This window comes from Planomonospora alba, from assembly GCF_039534085.1.
Classification (GTDB): domain Bacteria; phylum Actinomycetota; class Actinomycetes; order Streptosporangiales; family Streptosporangiaceae; genus Planomonospora_B; species Planomonospora_B alba.
Map to the genome: position 1 here is coordinate 22,753 of NZ_BAAAUT010000003.1, position 22,733 is coordinate 45,485.

General features: G+C 74.2%; 18 protein-coding genes. 9 read left to right on the top strand and 9 right to left on the bottom strand.

Going from position 1 to position 22,733, the window contains the following annotated elements:
• Window positions 1-60: 60 nt before the first annotated feature.
• Both ABD823_RS34540 and ABD823_RS02245 read right to left on the bottom strand, forming a co-directional pair.
• Window positions 61-258, bottom strand: a complete 198-nt coding sequence (locus ABD823_RS34540; protein WP_425566555.1) for an acyl-CoA carboxylase subunit epsilon — start codon at window positions 256-258, stop codon at window positions 61-63.
• Window positions 255-1,847, bottom strand: a complete 1,593-nt coding sequence (locus ABD823_RS02245; protein WP_344855322.1) for an acyl-CoA carboxylase subunit beta — start codon at window positions 1,845-1,847, stop codon at window positions 255-257. The genes ABD823_RS34540 and ABD823_RS02245 overlap by 4 nt, the downstream gene beginning before the upstream one ends.
• A gap of 152 nt (window positions 1,848-1,999) precedes the next feature.
• Between ABD823_RS02245 and ABD823_RS02250 the strand changes: the two genes are divergently transcribed.
• From ABD823_RS02250 to ABD823_RS02260, 3 genes are all read left to right on the top strand, one after another.
• Window positions 2,000-2,770 carry an ABC transporter ATP-binding protein gene (locus tag ABD823_RS02250; RefSeq protein ID WP_425566559.1) on the top strand — a complete coding sequence of 257 codons (771 nt, stop codon included), beginning with the start codon at window positions 2,000-2,002 and terminating at the stop codon, window positions 2,768-2,770.
• The gene (locus ABD823_RS02255) at window positions 2,746-4,497 is read left to right on the top strand and encodes a hypothetical protein (RefSeq protein ID WP_344855324.1); all 1,752 of its coding nucleotides are present in this window, start codon (window positions 2,746-2,748) and stop codon (window positions 4,495-4,497) included. Before ABD823_RS02250 ends, ABD823_RS02255 begins: the two co-directional genes overlap by 25 nt.
• Before the next feature lie 73 nt (window positions 4,498-4,570).
• The gene (locus ABD823_RS02260) at window positions 4,571-7,210 is read left to right on the top strand and encodes a phosphoenolpyruvate carboxylase (RefSeq protein ID WP_344855326.1); all 2,640 of its coding nucleotides are present in this window, start codon (window positions 4,571-4,573) and stop codon (window positions 7,208-7,210) included.
• Between the two features lie 147 nt (window positions 7,211-7,357).
• On the opposite strand, the gene ABD823_RS02265 is transcribed toward ABD823_RS02260, so the two are convergent.
• The 5 genes from ABD823_RS02265 to ABD823_RS02285 all read right to left on the bottom strand — a co-directional run bounded on the left by ABD823_RS02265 (window position 7,358) and on the right by ABD823_RS02285 (window position 11,934).
• Window positions 7,358-7,729 (bottom strand): type II toxin-antitoxin system VapC family toxin, encoded by a 372-nt coding sequence (locus ABD823_RS02265; RefSeq protein ID WP_344855328.1) that lies wholly within the window; start codon window positions 7,727-7,729, stop codon window positions 7,358-7,360.
• A gap of 2 nt (window positions 7,730-7,731) precedes the next feature.
• Window positions 7,732-8,001, bottom strand: a complete 270-nt coding sequence (locus ABD823_RS02270) for a type II toxin-antitoxin system Phd/YefM family antitoxin (RefSeq protein WP_344855330.1) — start codon at window positions 7,999-8,001, stop codon at window positions 7,732-7,734.
• A 621-nt stretch (window positions 8,002-8,622) separates the two neighbouring features.
• On the bottom strand, window positions 8,623-10,095 hold the full coding sequence (locus ABD823_RS02275; RefSeq protein ID WP_344855332.1) for an MFS transporter: 1,473 nt from the start codon (window positions 10,093-10,095) through the stop codon (window positions 8,623-8,625).
• Window positions 10,092-10,451 (bottom strand): hypothetical protein, encoded by a 360-nt coding sequence (locus ABD823_RS02280; RefSeq protein WP_344855334.1) that lies wholly within the window; start codon window positions 10,449-10,451, stop codon window positions 10,092-10,094. Before ABD823_RS02280 ends, ABD823_RS02275 begins: the two co-directional genes overlap by 4 nt.
• 247 nt (window positions 10,452-10,698) lie before the next feature.
• Window positions 10,699-11,934, bottom strand: coding sequence for a M24 family metallopeptidase (locus ABD823_RS02285; RefSeq protein WP_344855336.1), 1,236 nt, complete (start codon window positions 11,932-11,934; stop codon window positions 10,699-10,701).
• A gap of 130 nt (window positions 11,935-12,064) precedes the next feature.
• Between ABD823_RS02285 and ABD823_RS02290 the strand changes: the two genes are divergently transcribed.
• The gene (locus ABD823_RS02290; RefSeq protein WP_344855338.1) at window positions 12,065-14,788 is read left to right on the top strand and encodes a helix-turn-helix transcriptional regulator; all 2,724 of its coding nucleotides are present in this window, start codon (window positions 12,065-12,067) and stop codon (window positions 14,786-14,788) included.
• 9 nt (window positions 14,789-14,797) lie between these two features.
• Here the strand turns inward: ABD823_RS02290 and fdhD are convergent, their stop codons facing one another.
• Together fdhD and ABD823_RS02300 are read right to left on the bottom strand one after the other, a co-directional pair.
• Entirely contained in the window at window positions 14,798-15,742 is a 945-nt protein-coding gene (gene fdhD, locus ABD823_RS02295) for a formate dehydrogenase accessory sulfurtransferase FdhD (protein ID WP_344855340.1), read from the bottom strand.
• Complete coding sequence (locus tag ABD823_RS02300) at window positions 15,739-17,985, bottom strand: FdhF/YdeP family oxidoreductase (protein ID WP_344855343.1); 2,247 nt, start codon at window positions 17,983-17,985, stop codon at window positions 15,739-15,741. The genes fdhD and ABD823_RS02300 overlap by 4 nt, the downstream gene beginning before the upstream one ends.
• A 192-nt stretch (window positions 17,986-18,177) precedes the next feature.
• On the opposite strand from ABD823_RS02300, the gene ABD823_RS02305 reads away from it, so the two are divergent.
• From ABD823_RS02305 to ABD823_RS02325, 5 genes are all read left to right on the top strand, one after another.
• Window positions 18,178-19,008: a biotin--[acetyl-CoA-carboxylase] ligase gene (locus ABD823_RS02305; protein WP_344855346.1), complete on the top strand. Its 831-nt coding sequence runs from the start codon at window positions 18,178-18,180 to the stop codon at window positions 19,006-19,008.
• Window positions 19,009-19,144: 136 nt separating this feature from the next.
• The gene (locus tag ABD823_RS02310; RefSeq protein WP_344855348.1) at window positions 19,145-19,762 is read left to right on the top strand and encodes a PH domain-containing protein; all 618 of its coding nucleotides are present in this window, start codon (window positions 19,145-19,147) and stop codon (window positions 19,760-19,762) included.
• A gap of 53 nt (window positions 19,763-19,815) precedes the next feature.
• A complete protein-coding gene (locus ABD823_RS02315; protein WP_344855350.1) occupies window positions 19,816-20,826 on the top strand; it encodes an adenylate/guanylate cyclase domain-containing protein in 1,011 nt (336 codons plus the stop codon).
• Between the two features lie 147 nt (window positions 20,827-20,973).
• Window positions 20,974-22,059, top strand: coding sequence for an S-(hydroxymethyl)mycothiol dehydrogenase (locus ABD823_RS02320; RefSeq protein ID WP_344855352.1), 1,086 nt, complete (start codon window positions 20,974-20,976; stop codon window positions 22,057-22,059).
• Window positions 22,056-22,667, top strand: a complete 612-nt coding sequence (locus ABD823_RS02325) for an MBL fold metallo-hydrolase (RefSeq protein WP_344855354.1) — start codon at window positions 22,056-22,058, stop codon at window positions 22,665-22,667. Before ABD823_RS02320 ends, ABD823_RS02325 begins: the two co-directional genes overlap by 4 nt.
• Window positions 22,668-22,733: the final 66 nt, after the last annotated feature.

Here is a 22,733-nt window from a genome sequence, read left to right on the forward strand (position 1 = left end):
TTGCGCCCATTTCTTAGATGCTCCCAACTCTCACGCGACTTGACACCCCGTTCCGGGGATCTATCCCGGTAGTCCGCTCGATCTCCACGCGCCTTGTCCGGTAGGAAGAGGCTTTCGCATGCGATGGGCGGGATTTCGCCAGTTTTCCTGCTTTTGTGGGACTTTTGCTTCCGGAACGGCGCGCGACGCCAGGGCGACCACCAGCGCGGTGATCTCCTCCGGGGTCGCGTCCCCTCGGATGATCTTCAGATGCGTCACAGCGGAATGTTCCCGTGCTTCTTCGGGGGCAGCGAGGCGCGCTTGTTGCGCAGCGCGCGCAGTGCCCGGACGATCTGGACTCGGGTGTCGGACGGTCGGATCACCGCGTCCACATACCCTCTTTCGGCCGCGAGATACGGGTTGGCGAGGGTGTCCTCGTACTCGGTGACGAGGCGGGCCCGCTCGGCGTCCGGATCGGCGGCCGCGGCGAGCTCGCGACGGTAGAGGATGTTGACCGCGCCCTGGGCCCCCATCACCGCGATCTGCGCGGTCGGCCAGGCCAGGTTGACGTCCGCGCCCAGGTGCTTGGAGCCCATGACGTCGTAGGCGCCGCCGTACGCCTTGCGGGTGATCACCGTGACCAGCGGCACGGTCGCCTCGGCGTAGGCGTACAGCAGCTTGGCGCCGCGGCGGATGATGCCGTTCCACTCCTGGTCGGTGCCGGGCAGGAAGCCGGGGACGTCGACGAAGGTCAGGACGGGGATGTTGAAGGCGTCGCAGGTGCGCACGAACCGGGCGGCCTTCTCCGAGGCGGCGATGTCCAGCGTGCCGGCGAGGCTCATCGGCTGGTTGGCGACGATGCCCACCGAGCGCCCCTCGACCCGGCCGAAGCCGACGAGGATGTTCGGGGCGAACTGGGCGTGCAGCTCCAGGAACTCGCCGTCGTCCAGGACGGCCTCGATCACCGTGTGCATGTCGTACGGCTGGTTGGCCGAGTCGGGGATCACCGTGTCGAGCTCGCGGTCGGCGTCGGTGACGGTGAGCACCGCGTCGGTGTCGAAGACCGGGGCGTCGTCCATGTTGTTGGACGGCAGGTAGGACAGCAGCGCCCGGGCGAAGTCCAGGCAGTCGGCCTCGTCGGAGGCCTCGTAGTGCGCCACGCCCGAGCGGGAGTTGTGCGTGTGCGCGCCGCCGAGCTCCTCGAAGGTCACCTCCTCGCCGGTGACCGTCTTGATGACGTCCGGGCCGGTGATGAACATGTGCGACTTCTCCGAGACCATCAGCACGAAGTCGGTGAGGGCGGGCGAGTAGACCGCGCCGCCCGCGCACGGGCCCATGATCAGCGAGATCTGCGGGATCACCCCGGAGGCGTGCACGTTCCGCTTGAAGATCTCGGCGTACAGGCCCAGGGAGACGACGCCCTCCTGGATGCGGGCCCCGCCGGAGTCGTTGATGCCGATGACCGGGCAGCCGGTCTTGAGCGCGTGGTCCATGACCTTGACGATCTTCTCGCCGAAGACCTCGCCCAGCGACCCGCCGAAGACGGTGAAGTCCTGGGCGAAGACGGCCACCGGCCGGCCGTCGATCGTGCCGTGGCCGGTCACCACCCCGTCGCCGTAGGGGCGCTCGCGGTCCAGGCCGAAGCTGGTGGAGCGGTGCCTGGCCAGCTCGTCGAACTCGACGAAGCTGTCGGGGTCCAGCAGCGCGAGGACGCGTTCGCGGGCGGTCATCTTGCCCTTGGCGTGCTGCTTGGCCACCGCGCGGGCCGATCCGGCGTGGGCGGCCTCGTCCAGGCGGCGCTCCAGATCGGCGATCTTGCCTGCCGTGGTGTGGATGTCGATCCCGGGGGAAACCGGCTCAGCACTCATCAAATCGGCTCCTGCTCGCACGTCCGGCGGTCCATCCCCAGCAGGGTAACCAGTCGCTGACATCACGAACGAACGGGGGCGTCCGTTCGTTGCCCCGGGGAGGCGTAGGGTCAACAAACAAGAAACAATGCAAGGTAGGTGTCAAAGTGGACATCGCGCAGGCGGTGCGGACCCAGGGGCTGTTCAAGAGGTTCGGTGACCAGGTGGCCGTGGGCGGCGTCGACCTCGTCGTGCCGCAGGGCAGCTTCGCGGGGCTGGTCGGGCCCAACGGCGCCGGCAAGACCACCACGCTCAGCATGGTCACCGGCCTGCTCCGCCCGGACGGCGGGACGGTCTGGGTCGGCGGCGCCGACGTCTGGCGCGATCCGGTCGCGGTCAAGGCCCGCATCGGCGTGTTGCCCGAGGGCCTGCGCCTGTTCGAGCGGCTGTCGGGCCGGGAGCTGCTGTCCTACAACGGCCAGCTGCGGGGCATCCCCAGGGCCGAGGTGGAACGGCGCGCCGAGGAGCTGCTGCGGGTCATGGACCTGACGGAGTCGGCCGACAAGCTCGTCGTCGACTACTCCACCGGCATGCGCAAGAAGATCGGCCTGGCCGCCGCGCTGCTGCACAACCCCCGGGTGCTCTTCCTGGACGAGCCGTTCGAGGGCGTGGACCCGGTCAGCGCCAACACGCTGGTCGAGGTGCTGCGGCGCTACACCGCCTCCGGCTCGACCGTCGTGTTCTCCAGCCACGTGATGGACCTGGTGGAGCGGCTGTGCGACTGGGTGTCGGTGATGAGCCGCGGGCGGATCGTCGCGCAGGGCCCGCTGGACGAGGTGCGCGGCGGGCGGAGCCTCAACGAGGCCTTCCTCGACCTGGTCGGAGCGCACGGAAACGGCGACGGAGGGGAGGGGCTCTCGTGGCTGGGCGCGACCTCGGCATGAACGCCGGCGACCCCGCCGCGCCGGGCGCGGCGCTCCCCGATCCGCAGTCGGGCCCGGCGGTCCCCGCGGCCCCGGGCGCGCGGGCGGGCACGGGACGCCGACCGCTGGATGGGCCTGCTGCTCACGCGGCCCCGGGCGCGCCGGCGGGCGCGGCGCCCGTGGGGCCCGCGGTCTTCGCCCGGCTCAAGCTCCGGCTGGTCGCCGGGAACCTGCGCGGCGACACCGCGCGCCTGCTGGGCTTCATCCTCACCCTGGTGCTCGCGCTCCTCGTCGCGTCCGGCGGCTTCACCGTCATGGCGCTGCTGGGCGCGGCGCCCGTGCGGACCGCGCTCGACGTCGTGACCGTGCTGTTCACCGCGATGCTGGTCGGCTGGGTGGTCGTCCCGCTGCTCGCCTTCGGCCTGGACGACACGCTCGACCCGTCCCGGCTGGCGCTGTTCCCGCTGACCACCGCCCGGCTCGCGGCCGGCATGTTCACCTCCTCGGTCACCGGCGTCTGGCCGGTCGCCCTGCTGATCGTCATGTTCGGCGCGGTCGCCGGCCTGGCCCGAGGCCCCGGCGGCCTGCTGCTGGGCGCCGTCGCCGTGCTGCTCCTGTTCGCCCTCTGCGTCGTCACCTCCCGGCTGGTCACCACCGCGCTGTCCGGGGTGCTGCGCACCCGCCGCGGCCGGGACGTGCTCGCGGTCTCGGTGATCTTCTTCATCCTGGCCGCGCAGCTGCCCAACCTGCTGCTCAACAACGGCCTGACCGGCGACCCGGTGCGGATGCTGCACGACGTCGCCTCGGTGCTGCGCTGGACCCCGCCGGGCATGGCCGCGCACGCCCTCGCCGACGGCGGCCTCGTCGCCCTCACCGAGGTCCTCTTCCTGGCCGCCCTCGCCGTCGCGGTCGGCCTGCTCTGGATCGCGGCCCTGCGCCGCGCCATGGTCACCGCCGACGCCTCCACCCAGGCCGCCGCCTCCGTGCGCAACTCCCGCGGCCTGGTGGCCCGGCTCCTGCCCGACGGCCCGCTCGCCGCGGTCGTCGTCAAGGAGCTCAAGTACGCCCGCCGCGACCCCCGCGGCCGGGTGGGCTGGTTCGCCGCCCTCGCGATCACCGGGGTCATGGCCTTCTCCCTCAACGGGGACGCGGGGGCCACCCCCGGCCCGGTGCTCGCCATCGCCCCCGCGTGCCTGGGCGCGCTGATGATCGGCCTGCAGTCGTGCAACTCCTTCGGCATCGACGGCCGCTCGCTGTGGATGAACGCCATGGTGTACGGCACGGCCCGGGCCTGGCGGACCGACCTCGCCGGGCGGTACCTGGCGGTGGCGGTGATCGCGGTGCCCGCGCTCGCGGTGCTGTCCGTGGTGGCGGGCCTGCTCGCCGGCGACGTGCTCTGGGCGGTGCCCGCGGTGCTCACCGCCTGGGGCGTGCTCGGGGTCGGTCTGGGCGCGGGCGCGGTGACCAGCGTGCTCCTGCCGTACACGGTGCCCGAGCGGCTCAACGCCTTCACCGGTGCGGCGCCGGGCCAGGGCGGCCTCGCCTTCGCCGGCTCGTTCGGCGCGATGATCGGCACCGCCGTGCTGGCGCTGCCGGTCGTGCTGCCCGTCATGCTCGGCCTGACCTGGATCAGCGCGCTCGCCGTGCCGTACGGGGTCCTCGCCGCGATGGGCGGGCGCAGGCTCGCCGGGCGGCTCGGCTTCGACCGGCACCCGGAGATCCTGGGGGCGATCTCGCACCAGACCTGAACCGCCCATTGGTCTAGTCCAATAGGTGAGACCGGTCTCCGCGGGAGAAAACGCACTCGATACCCTGGCAATCATGTCCGCCAGCGCGCCCAACCAGGCAGAACGTTCTTCCGCAGTAACCGAGATGCCCGACGAGCTCCGCGCGGACGTGCGGCTGCTCGGCGGGCTCCTCGGCGAGGTCATCGCCGAGCACGGCGGCGACGACCTGCTCGCCGACGTCGAACGCCTCCGCAAGGCCGTCATCGCGGCCCGCCGCAAGGAGATCTCCACCGACGAGGTCGCCGCGATGGTGGCCGAGTGGCCGATCAGCCGGGCCGTCAAGATCGCCCGGGCCTTCACCTGCTACTTCCACCTGGTGAACCTGGCCGAGGAGCACTTCCGCATCCGCACGCTCCGCGCCCGCGACACCGGCGAGCGGCCGCTGCCCGAGTCGCTGGCCCAGGCCGTGCAGGAGCTCGGCCAGGAGCGCGTCGCCGAGCTGGTGGAGGAGCTGCGGCTGCACCCGGTGCTGACCGCGCACCCCACCGAGGCGCGCCGGCGCGCGGTGGTCACCGCGATCCAGCGGATCAGCGCCCAGCTCGCCGCCTACAACGCGCCCGGCGTCGGCGCGGGCGAGCGCGCCGAGACCCGGCGGCGGCTGCTGGAGGAGATCGACCTGCTCTGGCGGACCGCCCAGCTCCGGCACACCAAGCTCGACCCGCTGGACGAGGTCCGTACCGCGATGGCGGCCTTCGACGAGACGCTGTTCCGGATGGTCCCGCACATCTACCGCGCGCTGGACGCCGTGCTCTCCGAAGGCACCGGGACCCGCGCGCCGCTGGCCCGCCCCTTCATCCGCTACGGCAGCTGGATCGGCGGCGACCGCGACGGCAACCCCAACGTCACCGCCCGGGTCACCCGGGAGGCCGTGCTCATCCAGGCCGAGCACGTGCTGATCGCGCTGGAGAACGCCACCTCGCGGATCGGCCGGACCCTCACCCTGACCTCCGAGTACACCCCGCCCTCGCCGGCGCTGCGGGCCGCGCTGGTCCAGGCCGAGCACGACCACCCCGAGCTCGTCTCGGAGATGGCCACCCGCTCCCCGCGGGAGCCGCACCGGCAGTGGCTGCTGTTCGCCGCGGCCCGCCTCGCCGCCACCCGGCAGCGCAGCCTCGACCTGGCCTACCGCTCGCCGGAGGAGTTCCTGGCCGACCTGCGCCTGGCCCAGGAGTCCCTGGCCGCGGGCGGGGCGAGGCGGCAGGCCTACGGCGAGCTGCAGCACCTGATCTGGCAGGTGGAGACCTTCGGCTTCCACCTGGCCGAGCTGGAGGTGCGCCAGCACTCCCAGGTGCACGCCGCGGCGCTGGCCGAGCTCGCCTCGGGCGAGGTCTCCGAGCGGACCGAGGAGGTGCTGGCCACGATCCGCACCATCGCCTGGATCCAGGAGCGCTTCGGCGTGCGCGCCTGCTCCCGCTACGTGGTCTCCTTCACCCGCTCGGCCGCCGACGTCGCAGCCGTCTACGAGCTGGCCGCGCACGCCCTCGGCGACCGGGCCCCGGTGCTCGACGTGGTCCCGCTCTTCGAGTCCGGCGCCGACCTGGCCGCCGCGCCCGGCGTGCTCTCCGGGATGCTGGAGCTGCCCGCCGTGCAGGAGCGGCTGGCCGCGGGCGGCAGGCGGCTGGAGGTCATGCTCGGCTACTCCGACTCCGCGAAGGAGCTCGGCCCGGCCGCCGCCACCCTGAAGCTGTACGAGGCGCAGGAGGCGCTGGCCGCCTGGGCCGCCGAGCACGACGTGAAGCTGACGCTCTTCCACGGCCGGGGCGGCGCCCTGGGCCGCGGCGGCGGGCCGGCCAACCGGGCGGTGCTCGCCCAGGCGCCGGGGTCGGTCGGCGGCCGGTTCAAGGTCACCGAGCAGGGCGAGGTCATCTTCGCCCGCTACGGGCACGAGGCCATCGCCCGCCGCCACCTGGAGCAGGTGACCTCGGCGGTGCTGCTCGCCTCCACCCCGGCCGTCGAGGCCCGCACGGCCGAGGCCGCCGGCCGCTTCCGCACGGTCGCCCAGCAGGTCGCCTCCGCCTCGGAGAAGGCCTACCGTTCGCTCACCGAGGCGCCCGGCTTCCCCGAGTGGTTCTCGCTGGTCAGCCCGCTGGAGGAGATCGGCTCGCTCCGCCTCGGCTCCCGCCCGGCCCGCCGCGGCCTGGGCGCCCCCCGGTCGCTGGACGACCTGCGGGCCATCCCGTGGGTGTTCGCCTGGGCGCAGACCCGGGTCAACCTCCCGGGCTGGTACGGCCTGGGCAGCGGCCTGGCCGCGGTCGTCGCCGAGAGCGGCGCCGAGGAGCTGCGCGCCGCCTACCGCGAGTGGCCGCTGTTCGCGTCCCTGCTGGACAACGCGGAGATGTCGCTGGCCAAGACCGACCGCGACATCGCCTCCCGCTACCTGGCGCTCGGCGGCCGGGACGACTTCGCCGAGCAGGTCCTCGCCGAGTACGACCTGACCCGCCGCCTGGTCCTGGAGGTCACCGGCCACAGCCGGCTGCTGGAGAACCGCCGGGTGCTCTCCCGCGCGGTCCAGCTCCGCGACCCCTACGTGGACGCGCTCTCCCACCTCCAGCTGCGCGCCCTGTCGCGGCTGCGCGCCGACGAGGACCTGCCGGAGGAGGAGCGCGAGCGCCTGTCCACGCTGCTGCTGCTGTCGGTCAACGGCGTCGCCGCCGGCCTGCAGAACACCGGCTGACCGTCCCGCATGCCGTACGGTCCCCGCACCCGCCCGGGGACCGTACGGCGGGCGCGCGGTGGGAGGGGGCGGGCGGCCGCCGCGCGTGGCGACATCGTCACGTCATCCGCCCGGGGCCGCGCGGGACCCGTCGGTTCGAGGCCGCGGTCAAGCGCGCAGGAGCATGACGTCGTACTTCTGGATCTCCTCGTCCCGGGTGACCAGCGTCAGCCCTTCGCAGCGGGCCTGCGCGACGAGCATGCGGTCGAAGGGGTCGCGGTGGAGAGCCGGTAGCCGGGCCGCGGCGAGGGCGTGCGCGGGCGTGACCGGAAGCTCGCGCAGCTCGCATGCGAGGATCTTCTCCGGCAGGTCCGCCGGCGCGAGCTTGCCGAGGGCCTGCTTGATGCCCACCTCCCAGATGGTGGCCGCGCTCACGAAGACGTCGACCTCCGTGTCGATCAGGTCTTTGATCTCACCGGACAGCGTCTCGTCGTCCGTGAGCCACCAGAGGATGACGTGGGTGTCCAGCAGCAGCCGCATGGTCAGAGCCCGAACTCTCCGGCGATGCCCTCGTTCGTCCGCCGCGAGTCCCAGTCGTCGGCCATGACGAGCGTGCCGCGGAGGGACCCCCGGCCCCGGCGCCGGGTGGAGGTCCGCAGCGGGACGACCTTCGCGATGGGGGTGCCCGCGCGGGAGATGACCACCTCCTCGCCGCGCTCCACCCTTTCCAGGATCTTGGAGAGCTGGGTCTTGGCCTCGTGGATGTTGAACTGCTCCGCCGCCCCGGCCGCCATGGCCCTCCCCTCCGTCATGTCTCGCTGCCTTCCCTTAGCCAGGCTTAGTCTAGCTCGTGCCGTTCCTGCTGGTCAGGCGGAGACCTGGTGGATGCCCGGAGGCGGACGATCCGTGTACTCGTCGGCTGGCCGACGACGGTGGACGCCACCCGGTTCCCTCCGTGGCCCGGCCCTTCCGCCGGCGGCCGGAGGCCCGTGCGGTGTCCGCGCGCACCCGGCCCCCCGTACGGCCGGGTGCGCGCCGCCGTTCCCCGGCCGGACAGGCACGTCCCCCGTCAGGCGCGCCGGTGCGGCCGGGAAGACCCGCACGGCGGGCCCGGAGAGGATCGCGCCCTCCCGGGCGGAGCGGCCGGGGACGCGGGCACACCGCTGCTCCGCCTTCCTGCGGTGCGGAACGGGTGGGACCGGCGATCACTATCCCGGCCCGCCGCCGCCGGGGACAAGCGGAAACCGTCCGATGTGCGTCCGGGCATTGTCCAGACCTTTCTGGACAAATGAATCCCCAGCTCAGAGCTTTCCCGGTCGCCGTGCCGCCGCATCGGCCGCGTCTCGCCGGGCGGTCCGAACCGGTCACGCCGCGCACGGCCGTACGGCCCGCACCCTCCAGGGGCGCGTGCCGTACGGCTCTCTCCGGCGGGTTCAGTGCGTCTCGGACGCGCCCGGTCGGGCCCGTCTCGGCAGCAGGAAGCCGATGAGGAAGGTCAGCACGGTGATCCCGGCGGTCAGCAGCGCCACGAGCGCGGCGGCGTCCAGGAAGTCGCGCAGGTCCGGCAGGGGCCCGACGGCGCCGAAGTAGACGGTGCCGAGCACCGCGACGCCCAGGGAGGCGCCGAGCTGCTCGAAGGACGAGAGCAGACCGGAGGCGGAGCCGATCTCCCGGTCCTCCAGATCGCCCACGATGATGTCGAAGAGCGGGACGAAGATCATTCCCATGCCGAGGCCGAAGACGGCCATCGGCGCGGCCAGGTCCCCCGCGCCGAGACCGGTCCCGGCGGAGGAGAAGACGGCGTAGAGGATCGCGAGCCCGGTGCCCATGAGCGCCAGTCCGATGTGCAGGACGTTGCGGCCGAGCCTGTTCATCGTGGCGCCGCCGAACGCCGAGCCGAAGAACGCGCCGACGGCCCACACCGACATCGTCAGGCTCGCCTCCAGCGGGCTGTAGCCCAGGCCGAGCTGGAGGAACAGGCCGACGGTCAGGGAGAAACCGGTGATGGCGCCGTAGAAGAGCACGGCGAAGGCGACGCCGCCGGTGTAGGAGCGCTTGGCCAGCACGCTCAGGTCGACCAGAGGGGCGCGGCCCGAGCGGGCACGGCGCAGCTGGTGGAGGGTGAAGACGGCGAGCACGGGGACCGACGCGGCGAGCATGGCCAGCGACCACGCGGGCCAGCCGAGCTCATGCCCCTGCACCAGCGGGTGGACGAGCATCAGCACGCCGGTCCCGGCCAGCAGAGCGCCTCCCAGGTCCAGGCGCTGCCCGCGGGCGACGGGTTCTCCGTCGGGCAGCACCTTCCAGCCCACCACCAGCGAGAAGACACCGACCGGCAGGTTGAGCAGGAAGATCATGCGCCATCCGGTGCCGAACAGGTCGGCCTCGATGAGCAGCCCGGCGACGACGGGCCCCAGGATCGTGGCCAGCCCGATGACCGGGCCCAGCACGGCGAACGCCTTGCCGACCTCGCGGCCGAACAGGTCGCGCAGCAGACCGAAGGACTGCGGGATCATGACCGCGGCGAAGGCGCCCTGCAGCACCCGGGCGGCGATCAGCGTCTCCGGGGAGAACGCCAGGGCGCAGGCCATCGAGGTGATGAGGAAGCCGGCGATGCCGAGCGTCATCATGCGCTTGCGGCCGAACATGTCGCCGAGCCGCCCGCCGGTGAGCAGGCCCACGGTCATCGCCAGGGTGTAGCCCGCCGCGATCCACTGCAGGGTGGCGAGCGATCCGCCCAGCTCGGCGCGGATCACCGGGGCGGCGACGGCGCCCACGGTCGAGTCCAGCAGGTTGAGCAGGTCCGCCGCCAGGATGGCGAGCAGGCCGGTCCAGCGGCGCGGATGCCGCGGGGGCGGGGACTCCGCCGCGGCGGGGGAGGGGACGGAGAGGACGTCGGTGGTCACGGAGAACCGCCTTTCGAGGAGGGGCGACCGGAGAGGGCGCCGGGGAAGGGGTCACAGGGCCGCGCGGCCGGCCGATCCGGGCCGGCCGGGGAGTCGGCAGTGCGTGCGCGAGGTCCTGCGGTGCGCTGCGGTTGGGCGAAGGCCGACAGGTCGTCGTCGAAGTGCTTGAGGAACGCCGGGCGGCGCATCGGCTCGGCGCGGGCGGTGCGGTGGCGGTTCCAGCCCTTATCGCGGGTGGGTCCGGAGAAGCCGGATCCGGGCAGGGACGGGATGAGCAGGTGGAAGGCGTCGGCGGCGTGGCCGCCGTGGGCGCGCGGGTCGCTCAGCGGGCCGATCAGGTCGGGGTATTCGGCCACCGAGTCGGGCCAGGCGGTCGGCGAGGTCGTCCAGGGCGGTCTGGGGGGTCTCGGCGCGGAAGGGCGTGATCTCGGCACTGTTCTCCATGGGGGTTTCCTCCTTGTGCGGGCGGAGCGGTGGTCCCGCTCCGCGTCGGTGGGCGGACGGCGCGTTCCGGGGATCGGGTCATAAGGGTCGGGATCGGGGCAGAAGGGGTGGTGGGTCAGAGGTCAGAAGGGGTGGCGGGTCAGAGGTGGAGCGGGCGGGTCAGACGCGGAGCATGCGGGTCGTGACCGTGTTCAGCTCGACGGGCGCCGTCTCGCCGACGATGACGGTGCCGCCGACTCCGGCCGGCCTGCCCTCGACGACGCAGTCGGGCTTGAGGGCGAACACCATGCCCGCGGCGAGGGGGAGGTCGGAGCCGATGGTCGGCGGCGCCGCCAGCCCGTACGGTCCCGCCTCGGGCAGGGTGCGCAGCCCCGTGCCGGAACCGGCGACGGCGCCGTACGGGTTCAGTCCGTGCACCGGCGGTCCCAGACTCCAGGCGCCCGCCTCCTCCAGGGGGCGCCGCATGGCCGTGACGACCTCCCCGAAGGTGGCGCCCGGCCGCAGGGCCGACAGGCCGGCCTCGTAGGCGGCGCGCGCCGCCCGCGCGGCCCGGTCGACGTCCGGGTGCGCCTCGCCCACGGCGAGGGTCACCCGCTGGTGTGCCTCCCGCATGCCGTACATGCAGACGGTCTCGGCCAGGACGACGTCGCCCTCGGCGAGGACGCGGGGCGGCTGCGGCCGGTAGGACCAGGCAGGCGGCCCCGAGGAGACGAAGCCGGGCCCGGAGGAGAGCGAGAGGCCGGGAGCGGAGACCCCGCGCCGGAGCGCCTCGGCGACCGCGGCCGCGTAGACGTCCGCCTCGCTCACCCCGGGACGGGCAGCCTGCGCCATCGCGCGGGCCATCGCCTCCCCGGCCTCGGCGGCGTACCGCAGCACCGCCAGCTCCTCCGGTGACTGGCGGAGCGCGCGGAGCATGAAGCCGTGCCAGACGGGCTTGAACGTGACCTGCGGCAGCATCTCCACCAGGGACGTCCAGAGCAGGTGCGGCATGATCGGGTTGAGGTGGAACAGCGGGTACGGCTCCAGACCGAGCACCCCCACCGCCGCGCGGTGCAGACCGTGCTCGCGCAGGACCTCCGCCACGCCCGGGGCGTGCCTGCCCACGCGCATGTCGCGCGGCTCGACCCAGGTCGCCTCCCCCCGCCGGCGGGCCTCCATGTGGTCGCCGACGTGCGCGGCGGACGGGACCAGCACGACCGGGCCCGCCGTCCGGGGGAAGACGACGATGGTGCCGGGCCGGTCGTTGGTGAAGTAGGCGTCGAGGGCGAACGGCGCGGGCCCGCCGGACTCGCGCTCGCCGTACACCACGAGGGCGTCCACGTCCTCGGCGTCCATCAGCTCGCGGGCCAGCCGCCAGCGGCGGTCGCGTTCGGCCGGCGAGTAGGTGGGCGGCATGGGGTCTCCTGCGGTCGTGGGTCGGCTCCGGCGGTGACCACGACGTTAGGGAGAACCGAGATCCGGAGAATCAGTAACGCTTCATGACTTGTCCGGAGGAACGGGGAGTCGCATCGGTAAGGTGAGCCCCATGTTACGGGGGCGTACCATCGAGCAATCGGAGATCGACAGGCTTCTCGCGGAGGCACGGACAGGTAAGAGCGCGGCGCTGCTCATCAGAGGCGAGCCCGGCATCGGTAAGACGGCGCTGCTGGACTACGCCGCCTCCTCCGCCGACGGCGTCCGGGTGGTCCGGGGCACGGGGGTCGAGTCGGAGGCGGAGCTGCCGTTCGCCGGCCTTCACCTGCTGCTGCGGTCGGCGCTCGACCGCGTGGACACGCTGCCCGACCGGCAGCGCGAGGCCCTGCGGGGCGCGTTCGGCCTCGCGCCCGCCGAGTCGGGGGACCGGTTCCTCGTGGGACTGGCCGTCCTGTCGCTCCTGTCCGAACTGGCCGGTGACGCCCCGCTGCTCTGCCTCGTCGACGACGCGCAGTGGCTGGACCGGGCATCGGCGGAGGCGCTGCTGTTCGCGGCCCGCCGCCTGGAGAGCGAGGGCGTCCTGCTGCTGTTCGCCGCGCGGGACGACGACCGGCCCTTCCCCGCTCCCGGGATCGCGGAGATGCGGCTGGGCGGGCTGGACGGGGCGGCGGCCGGAGCGCTCCTGGACGAGTACGGCGGCGGCCTCGACCCCCGCGCGCGGGAGCGTCTGCTCGCCGAGACCGGGGGCAACCCGCTCGCCCTCATCGAACTGCCCGTCCTGCTCACGGCCGAGCAGCCCGGCGACAGCTTCCGCCTCGGCCCGGTGCCGCTGACGAGCCGGGTCCAGGCGGCCTTCCACCAGCAGGTCGCCTCCCTGCCCGAGGGCACCCGGACGCTCCTGCTGGTCGCCGCGGCCGAGGACAGCCGCGACCTCGGCGTGGTCCTGCGCGCGGGCGCCTCGTTCGGCCTGTCGGTGGCCGACCTGCAACCGGCCGAGAGGATAGGGCTCGTCGCCCTGCGGGACGGGACGGTGGCCTTCCGCCACCCGCTGGTCAGCGCCGCGGTCTACCACGGCGCGCCGCTCAGCCTGCGGCTGGCCGCGCACGCCGCGCTCGCCGAGGCGCTCGACGGGCCGGAGCAGGCCGACCGCAGGGCCTGGCACCTGGCCGGCGCGGTGACCGGCCCGGACGAGCGGGTCGCGGCCGAGCTGGAGCGGACCGCCGAGCGGGCGGGCGGCCGGAGCGGGCACGCCGCGGCCGCCGCCTACGAGCGCGCGGCCCGGCTGACCACGGATCCCGGCGCGATGACCCGCAGGCTCACCCTGGCCTCGGAGGCCGCGATCGGCGGGGGCGAGCACGACCGCGCCCGGGCGCTCGCCGAACGCGCCGCGAACCGGACCTCCGACCCGATGCTCCGGGCCAGGTTGAGCCAGGTGCGGGCGAGCGCCGACTTCGCGCAGGGCGCGCTGCGCAGCGCGCACGCGCTGCTCAGCGAGGGCGCGGCCGCCGTCTGCTCCGCAGGCTCCCCCGACCGGGCGTTCTGGATGCTCATGGAGGCCTGCCACGCCGCCTGGTTCCTCCCGCTCGACCAGGAGCTGATCGCGTCGAGCGTCGACCAGCTCGACACGCTGGACCTGCCCCCCGACGATCCGCTGATGTCCCTGGTCTGGCTGCTGCGCTGGGACACCGCGATGTCCATCGGCAGGACGACCGAGGGGTATCCCGGCCTGCCGGAGGTGCTGGACGGCGCACGCCGCGCGGCCAGAGCCGGCGGGCCGCGGGGCCTGATCTCGATCACCGGCTGCGCGCTGCTGGTGGGCCAGGACGCCGTCGCGCACGAGCTGTCCGCCTCACTGGTCGAGGAGAGCCGGACCCGGGGCGCGATCGGCTGGCTGCCCGCGGGACTGACCTATCTCGCCGAGGCCGAGCTGTTCCTCGGACGGCACCGCCGCGCGGTCGTCGGCGCCGCGGAGGCGCTGCGCATCGCGCAGGACACCGGGCAGCGGCAGTGGGCGCACCACGCCGGCGCCGTCACCGCCTACCTCGCCGCGGTCGAGGGGGCCGAGAAGCGCTGCCGGGAGGCCGCGGGCGAGGTGCTCGCCGAGTCCGCCCGCGCCGGAGGGGTGGCCGCCTCCTGGGCGCAGTGGGCGCTCGGCCTGCTCGACCTGGGCCAGGGCCGGGTGGAGTCCGCCTTCGCCCAGTTGCAGGCGCTCTCCCAGGGGCCCAGCCGCCACCAGATCCCGGCCGTGCGCAGCGCCCCGGACCTGGTCGAGGCCGCGGTACGGCTCGGCCGGCCCGCGGCCGCCGCACTCGCCCGCTTCGAGCAGTGGTCCGCCTCCCTGGGCCTGGCGTGGACCGACGCCCTCGTCCACCGGTGCCGGGCGCTGGCCGGCCCCGACGACGCCGCGGAGAAGACCTACGAGCGGGCGCTGCTCCTGCACGAGGAGGACGACCGCCCCTTCGAGCACGCCCGCACCCGGCTGCTGTTCGGCGAGTGGCTGCGGCGCGCGCGGCGCAAGACCGAGGCGCGGATCCACCTGCAGGCGGCGCTGGCGGCCTTCGAGCATTCCGGCGCCGTTCCGTGGGCGGAGCGGGCGCGGGCCGAACTGGGCGCCACCGGAGCCTCCGCGCCGCGGAACCGGGGGTCCGACGTCTTCACCCGCCTCACCCCGCAGGAACTGCAGATCGTCCGGCTGGCGGCCCAGGGGCTGTCCAACCGGGACATCGCCGCCCAGCTGTTCCTCAGCCCCAAGACGGTCGCCTACCACCTCTACAAGGCGTACCCGAAGCTCGGCGTCGCCTCCAGGACGGAGCTCGCCGCGATCGAGGAGCTCTGAGCGGCGGGCTCAGCGGACGCGGTCGGGGCGGGAGTAGACGTTGAAGCGCTCGCCGCGCAGGAAGCCGACCAGCGTGATGCCGAACTCCCGGGCCAGGTCCACCGCGAGGGAGGACGGCGCGGAGACCGCGCAGACCACCGGGACGCCCGCGGCCAGCGCCTTCTGCATGATCTCGTAGCTGGTGCGGCCGCTCACCATCAGCACGTGCCCGGCCAGCGGGAGCCGGCCTGCGGTCAGCGCCCAGCCGATGAGCTTGTCCACCGCGTTGTGCCGCCCGACGTCCTCGCGGAGCGCCACCAGGGCGCCGTCCGGGGTGAACAGCCCCGCCGCGTGCAGGCCGCCGGTCTTGCCGAACACGCCCTGGGCCCGCCCGAGCGCCTCCGGCAGGCCGTACAGGGTCCCGGGGGCCAGCAGCGGGCCCGGCTCCGTGATCGGCGCCAGGCGGCGGGAGCGCAGCGCGTCGAGGCTCGCGGTGCCGCAGACGCCGCAGGCGCTGGAGGTCACGAAGTGCCGGTCGAGGGCGGGCAGCGCGGGCAGGGCCGGGCCGCGCAGCCGTACGGTGACCGTGTTGCGGCGCGCCTCGGGCGGCACGCCGGCGTCCGAGCAGTAGGAGATCGCCGCGATGCCGCCGGGTGCCGCGAGGCCCTCGCCGTGCAGGAACCCGGCGGCCAGCTCGAAGTCGTGGCCGGGGGTGCGCATGGTGACGGCGACCGTCCGCCGGGCCCCGCCCGCCTGGACGCGGATCTCCAGCGGCTCCTCGGTGGCGAGGTCGTCGCGCCGGTCCCGGACGCGCCCGCCCGCGACCTCGCGGATGCGCACCCGGGTGGTCGGCCCGGGCCGCACGGCCGCCGCCCGGGGGCCCGGCGCGCGGTCCCGGGACGCCTCCCCGTCCGGGCGCGGGTCTCCGGCGCGGGAGGCGTCACCGCCGGGGAGACCGGTCCCTCCGGCGATCACGGGTCGAGCCTCGTGACCGTGACCAGCGCGTTGTAGTCGGGGATCCGGGCGTCGGGGGAGCGGCGGACGGGATCGAGCAGCACGTTCCCCTCCGGCCAGTGGATCTGCAGGTTGCCGGGCATCAGCGGGGCCCGCAGCACCCGGCCGCGGAACGTCCGCTCCCCGGCGGCCGAGCGCAGCTCCACCGGCGTGCCGTCGGCCAGGCCGAGCCGGTCGGCGTCGTAGGGGCTCATCAGCACGGCCTCGCGGGTGGCGCCGTTGAAGCCGTCGCGCCGCTCGTGGACCATGCTGTTGAACTGCTTGCCGCGCCGGGTGGCGACCATGAACGCCCCGTCCGGGCGCTCCAGGGCGGGCAGCGCGACGGGCGCGAAGCGCCCCCGGCCGTCGGGGGTGGGGAAGCGGCCGCCGGGGCACAGGTGCCGCCCGCCGTACTGGACGTTGTCACCGAACTCCGCCAGGCCGGCGATGCCCGCGTAGAACGGCACCGCGCGCTCGATGTCGGCGCGGATCTCGGCGGTGCCTGCGTAGCGGAGCCGGTCGGCCAGCTCCGGGCGGGCGCGGGCGGCCAGCTCGGTGAAGATCTGCCACTCCGGCCGGGCCTCGCCGATCCGGGGGCCGGGCACCTCGGGGGAGAAGATGATCCGCCGCTCGGTGGAGGTCTCGGTGACGCCGCCGGCCATCTCGTAGCGGGTCTGGGCGGGCAGCAGCAGCACGGCGCCGTCGCCCGGGCCCTCGCAGGGCACCAGCATCTGCGACGAGAGCACGATGTCGATGTGCACGCGCAGCTTCAGCCGGGACAGGGCCTCGCGGCAGTAGCCCGGGTCGGGCAGCACCTCCAGGAAGTTGCCGCCGCTGGAGACCAGCGCGTCCAGCCCGCCCGCGTGGGCGGCGTCGATCATGTCGGTGGCGGTCAGACCGGGCGCGGTCGGCACCTCGAAGCCCCACAGCTCGCCGAAGCGCCGGGCGTTGGCCTCGGTGACCGGCAGGCCGCCGGGCAGGCCGGTCGCGTAGGCGCCCATCTCGGCGCCGCCCTGCACGCCGCTGTGGCCGCGGATCGGCATCAGCCCGCAGTGGTCGCGGCCGACGAAGCCCCGCGCCAGCGCGAGGTTCACGATCGCCTGGACGTTGTCCTCACCGTAGGCGTGCTGGGTGATGCCCATCGACCAGACCAGCACCGCCGAGCGTGCCTCGCCGAGCAGCCGCGCCAGCTCGGCCATCTGCTCCCGGCTCGCCCCGGACAGCGCCTCCAGCTCCTCCCAGGACTGCCCGGCCAGGGCCCGCCGCACCTCCTCGAAGCCGGTCGTGCGGGCGTCCACCCACGCCTTGTCCACCCGGTCGTCCTCGATCAGGTGCTTGAGAACGCCGTTCAGGAAGCCGATGTCGCCGCCGACGTTCACCCCGAAGAAGTAGTCGGTGATCTTCGTGCCGAAGACGGCGGACTCGGCGTTGGACGGCACCCAGTACTTCTCCATGCCGGGCTCGCGGTAGGCGTTGACCATCGCGACCTTCGTCCCGGCCTTCTTGGCGTGGTAGAGGTACTTCATCGCGACCGGCTGGTTGTTCGACGGGTTGGACCCGATGAAGACGATCAGGTCCGAGCCGATCCAGTCGGTGTAGGAGCAGGTGGTCGCGGCGGCGCCGATCGCCCGCTTCAGCGCGACGGTCGAGGGCGAGTGGCAGATGCGCGCCGCGTTGTCCACGGAGTTGGAGCCCAGCGCCCGCACGGCCTTCTGCGCGGCGAAGTAGTTCTCGTTCGGCACGCCGCGGCTGGTCAGGTAGACCCCGAACCGGGAGGGGTCGCGCAGGTGCGGCGCGGCCAGGTCCAGCGCCTCGTCCCAGCCGATCCGCGTGAAGCCCGGCTCGCCCGCGCGCCGCAGCATCGGGTACGGCAGGCGCCCCAGGTCGCGCAGCTGCGCGCTGCTCATGCGCTCCAGGGCGGAGACGTCCGCCAGCGCCGAGACGTCGAGGGCGGGCATGGTGTTCAGCTTGAGCAGCCGGAGCCGGATGTTGCACAGGTGGATCTCGTCCATGGTCCAGTCGCGCATGCCCTTGGTGCCCAGCGCGCACCCGTCGCAGGTGCCCCGGGTGAGGATGCGCCAGGCGTAGCGGCGGTTGCCCTTCACCGACCGGAACGCCTTGACCAGCTCCAGGTAGTTGTTCGGCTTGCGCTCACCGATCCCGAAGGGCTTCCAGCCCGCCCAGTTGCGGGGGTCGAGACGTCTGCGCGCGCGCGTGCTCCTCATGCGTCCATTCTTCGCCCTCCCGCACCGGTCCGGCAGCCCGGGAGCCGATCCCCGGTCCGATCCGCGCTCCCGGTGCCGGCCGGCCGCCGCCCCGCTCGTGGTCCCGGCCGCTGCCCCGCCTGTGGTCCCGGTGCCGGTCGGCCGCCGCCCCGTCCGGACGGAGGACGCCCGCGCGGGCGGGACAATGGAGGGGTGGAGCCCTCGTCGTCCCCGTACACCGACCTGGACCGGCCGCCGCTGTCGCAGGCGGCCCTGAACCGCGCCCTGGTGCGCCCCGGCGGGCTGTGGTCGGAGATCACCGTCGTCGGCAGGACCGGCTCGACCAACGCCGACCTGGCGCGGGCGGCGCGCGAGGGAGCCCGCCAGGGGGCGGTGCTCGTCGCGGAGTCGCAGGTGGCCGGGCGGGGCAGGCTCGGCCGGGTGTGGACCGCGCCGCCGCGCTCCGGGCTGACGTTCTCGGTGCTCCTGCGGCCCGACCCGCCCGCGGCCCGGCAGGGCTGGCTGCCGCTGCTCGTCGGCCTGGCCGCGGCGTCGGCGGTGCGCCGGGTGGGGGAGGTCGACGCCCGGCTCAAGTGGCCCAACGACCTGCTGGTCGGTGAGCGCAAGCTCGCCGGGGTGCTCGCCGAGCGGGTGGACGGCGCGGTGGTCGTCGGCGTCGGGCTCAACGTGAGCCTGCGCGCCGGCGAGCTGCCCGTGCCGACCGCGACCTCGCTCGCCGTGGAGGAGGCCGCGTGCACCGACCGCGACCCGCTGCTGCGGGCGGTGCTGCGGGAGATCGAGACGCACTACCGCGAGTGGTCCGAGGCCGGTGGCGACGCCGACGCGTGCGGCCTGCGGGCCGCCTACCTCGCCGCCAGCGCGACGGTCGGGCGGCGGGTCCGGGTGGAGCTGCCGGGGGAGCGGGTGCTCACCGGGCGGGCCGCGGGCGTCGACCCCGCGGGGCACCTGGTCGTGGCGGCGCAGGGGCGGGAGCACGTGCTCAGCGCCGGCGACGTCGTGCACGTCCGCCCGGACGCCCCCTGACGCACGGCCGGTCCGTTCCGGGCGGCCGCCCGTCCCCGGCCCGCCCGGTCCCGGCTCGCCCGGTCCCGCCCTTCCCGCGGGGAGGAGCCCCGCGGCCCCCTGACGGAGGCGGCGGGAGCGTGCCACGATTCATCCCATGGGTCTCCCCGATCACCACCTGACGGAGGGGGAGCGGCGCATCCGGTCGTTCCACCCGCACTGGAAGCGCCTGGCCGTCCCGTTCCTGGCGCTGCCCGTCATCGCCGCGGCCTCGGGCGCCGCGATGTACTTCATGCCCGCCTTCGCCTACGAGGACCACGCGCGGGCCGCCGTGGCCGTCATCGCCGTCGGGCTGCTCACCGTGTGGACGTTCGTGCCGTACCTGCAGTGGAAGAACACCTCGTACGTGCTCACCACGCACCGGTTCGCGATCAGCACCGGAGTGCTGAGCAAGTCGCACGACGACATCCCGATGAGCAAGGTCAACACCGTCAGCGCGGACCAGACCCTGTGGGAGCGGCTGCTCGGCTGCGGCACGCTCGTCGTCGAGTCGGCGGGCGAGCAGGGCCGCATCACACTGCGCGACATCCCGCGCATCCAGGAGGTGCGCGCCGAGCTGTTCGGCGCCCTCGACGCACTGGACGGCGCCCATGACAGCGCCCATGACAGCGCCCACGACGGCGCCCACGACGGCGCCCACGACGGCGCCCACGACGGCGCCGCCGGCGACGGTACGGCCGGCGACGGGCCGGGCGACGCCCGCCGCCCCGCCTAGCCGGCGACGGGGAGACGGCCATGTGGCGTAACCTCCTGGGCGGGAGGGAGAAGATGGGCACTGAGGGAGCGGGCGCGCGGGAGCCGGACGGCCGTCCGACGGCCGAGCAGATCGAGCGCCTGTTCGTCGGTCCCCCGCCCCGCTACACGCGGATCCAGGTGGCCGAGATCTCCGGTGTCCCGCAGCGCGTCACCGAGCGGATCTGGCGGGCGCTGGGCTTCCCCACCCTTCCCGACGACGAGGTGGCCTTCACCGACGCCGACGTGGCGATCCTGACGCGGGTCCGGGCGATGATGGACGGCGGCCTGCTGGACGAGCGGACGATCATCCGGATGACCCGGGCGCTCGGCCAGACCACGGCCAGGCTCGCCCAGTGGCAGGCCGAGATCATCATCGGGGCCATGCTGGAGCCGGACCGGCCGCCCAGCGACGCCGACCTGGCGAAGGTGATGACGCTCGCCCGTGAGCTGCTGCCCGACTTCGAGCGGGTGCTGATCCACGTCTGGCGCGCCCAGCTCGCCGCGGCCGGGACCCGGCTGCTGGCCATCACCGACATGGGAGAGGAAGCGGTCCCGCCCACCCGGCTGACGCTCGCGGTGGGCTTCGCCGACCTGGTCTCCTTCACCCGGGTCGCCCGGGAGCTGGACGAGAGCGGCCTGGCCGAGCTGGTCGAGGGGTTCGAGTCGCGGGCCGCCGACGTGGTCGCCGCGTACGGCGGGCGGCTGGTCAAGACGCTCGGCGACGAGGTGCTGTTCACCGCGGCCGAGCCCGGCAGGGCCGCCGAGATCGCGCTGGAGCTCGGCGACGCGATCCGGGCGGACGGCCCCGACGTCAGGGTGGGGCTGGCCTACGGGCCGGTGCTGCCGATGATGGGCGACGTCTTCGGCACCACCGTCAACCTGGCGGCCCGGCTGACCGCCATCGCCCGCCCCGGCTCGGTCGTCGTCGACGAGGCCATGGCCGGCGCCGTCGAGGGGACCGGCGGGATCGAGGTGCGCCGCATCCGGCGCAGGCCCGCCCGGGGGCTGGGGGTCGTCCAGCCGTACGTGCTGCGCCGCGTGTGACGGCCGGGCGAGGCCAGGTGCACCGCGGGGCCGGGCCGGGTAGGCACCGGCGTGGAGGTACCGCCGGGTAGGCATTGACGCGGAGGCGCCCGGTGGAAAAGGCTTCCGTCCGAAGAGATCGAGAACCTCGAAGGCAAGGTGCAGCGTATGCCGTACACCGTGCAGGGCGTGGTCGCGCGTGGTAAAGGTCAGGCGGTCTCCCTGGAGGCGGTCCGGGTGCCCGACCCGGGACCCGGCGAGGCGGTGGTGAACGTGCAGGCCTGCGGGGTCTGCCACACCGACCTGCACTACCGCGAGGGCGGGATCAACGACGAGTTCCCCTTCCTGCTCGGGCACGAGGCCGCGGGCGTGGTGGAGGCGGTCGGCGAGGGCGTGACCGGGCTGGCCCCCGGCGACTACGTGATCCTCAACTGGCGGGCGGTGTGCGGCCGGTGCCGGGCGTGCCTGCGCGGCCGGCCGTGGTACTGCTTCGACACGCACAACGCGACCCAGAAGATGACCCTGGCCGACGGCACCGAGCTGAGCCCGGCCCTGGGCATCGGCGCCTTCGCCGACAAGACGCTGGTGGCGGCCGGGCAGTGCACGAAGGTGGACCCGGCGGCGGCCCCGGCGGTGGCGGGCCTGCTCGGCTGCGGGGTGATGGCGGGCATCGGCGCGGCGATCAACACCGGCGGGGTGACCCGCGGCGACAGCGTGGCCGTGATCGGCTGCGGCGGCGTCGGCGGCGCGGCCGTGCTGGGCGCCTCCCTGGCCGGCGCCTCGAAGATCATCGCGGTGGACGTGGACGAGCGGAAACTGGAGTGGGCCCGCCGGTTCGGCGCCACGCACACGGTGAACTCCCGCGAGAGCGACGCGGTGGAGGCGGTCCGGGAGCTGACCGGCGGGTTCGGCGCCGACGTGGTCATCGAGGCGGTCGGCCGCCCGGAGACCTACAAGCAGGCCTTCTACGCCCGCGACCTGGCCGGGACCGTGGTGCTGGTGGGGGTGCCCACGCCGGAGATGACGGTCGAGCTGCCGCTGCTGGACGTCTTCGGCCGGGGCGGGGCGCTGAAGTCGTCCTGGTACGGCGACTGCCTGCCCTCCCGGGACTTCCCGATGCTGATCGACCTGTACCTGCAGGGGCGGCTGGATCTGGAGGGGTTCGTCACCGAGAAGATCGGGCTCGGCGACGTCGAGGGGGCCTTCGCCAAGATGCACCGCGGCGAGGTGCTGCGCTCGGTGGTGGTCCTGTGATCGACAAGGTCGTCACCTCCGGAACCTTCTCGCTCGACGGCGGGACCTGGGACGTCGACAACAACGTCTGGCTGGTCGGCTCCGCGAGCGAGGTCCTCGTCATCGACGCCGCGCACGACGCCGCCGCGATCGCCGAGCGGATCAACGGCCGGTCGGTGGCGGCGATCGTCTGCACCCACGCGCACAACGACCACATCAACGCGGCGGCCGAGCTCGCCGCCCGGGTGGACGCGCCGATCCTGCTGCACCCGGACGACCAGGTGCTCTGGGAGATGGTCTACACCGGCACGCCGTACACGCCGCTGTCCGACGGGCAGGTGCTGAAGGCGGGCGGGATCGAGCTGACCGTGCTGCACACGCCCGGCCACTCGCCGGGCGCGGTCTGCCTGTACGGCCCGGACCTGGGGGCGGTCTTCACCGGCGACACGCTGTTCCAGGGCGGCCCGGGCGCGACCGGGCGGTCGTTCTCCTCGTTCGACACCATCATCGAGTCGATCAGGGAGCGGTTGCTGACCCTGCCGGAGCGGACCGTCGTGCACACCGGGCACGGCCCGTCCACGACGATCGGCGCGGAGGCGCCGCACCTGGAGGAGTGGCTGAAGCGCTGACGGAGCCGGCCGGCGGGCAGGGCCCGCCGGGCGCATGGCGGGCGGGGGACCGGGTACAGGAGAGTG

Coding starts and splice junctions, on each gene's coding strand:
- ABD823_RS02245 (WP_344855322.1), bottom strand. CDS start 1,847: ATGAGTGCTGAGCCGGTTTCCCCCGGGATCGACATCCACACCACGGCA.
- ABD823_RS02260 (WP_344855326.1), top strand. CDS start 4,571: ATGTCCGCCAGCGCGCCCAACCAGGCAGAACGTTCTTCCGCAGTAACC.
- ABD823_RS02265 (WP_344855328.1), bottom strand. CDS start 7,729: ATGCGGCTGCTGCTGGACACCCACGTCATCCTCTGGTGGCTCACGGAC.
- ABD823_RS02270 (WP_344855330.1), bottom strand. CDS start 8,001: ATGACGGAGGGGAGGGCCATGGCGGCCGGGGCGGCGGAGCAGTTCAAC.
- ABD823_RS02285 (WP_344855336.1), bottom strand. CDS start 11,934: ATGCCGCCCACCTACTCGCCGGCCGAACGCGACCGCCGCTGGCGGCTG.
- ABD823_RS02290 (WP_344855338.1), top strand. CDS start 12,065: ATGTTACGGGGGCGTACCATCGAGCAATCGGAGATCGACAGGCTTCTC.
- ABD823_RS02300 (WP_344855343.1), bottom strand. CDS start 17,985: ATGAGGAGCACGCGCGCGCGCAGACGTCTCGACCCCCGCAACTGGGCG.
- ABD823_RS02310 (WP_344855348.1), top strand. CDS start 19,145: ATGGGTCTCCCCGATCACCACCTGACGGAGGGGGAGCGGCGCATCCGG.
- ABD823_RS02315 (WP_344855350.1), top strand. CDS start 19,816: ATGGGCACTGAGGGAGCGGGCGCGCGGGAGCCGGACGGCCGTCCGACG.
- ABD823_RS02320 (WP_344855352.1), top strand. CDS start 20,974: ATGCCGTACACCGTGCAGGGCGTGGTCGCGCGTGGTAAAGGTCAGGCG.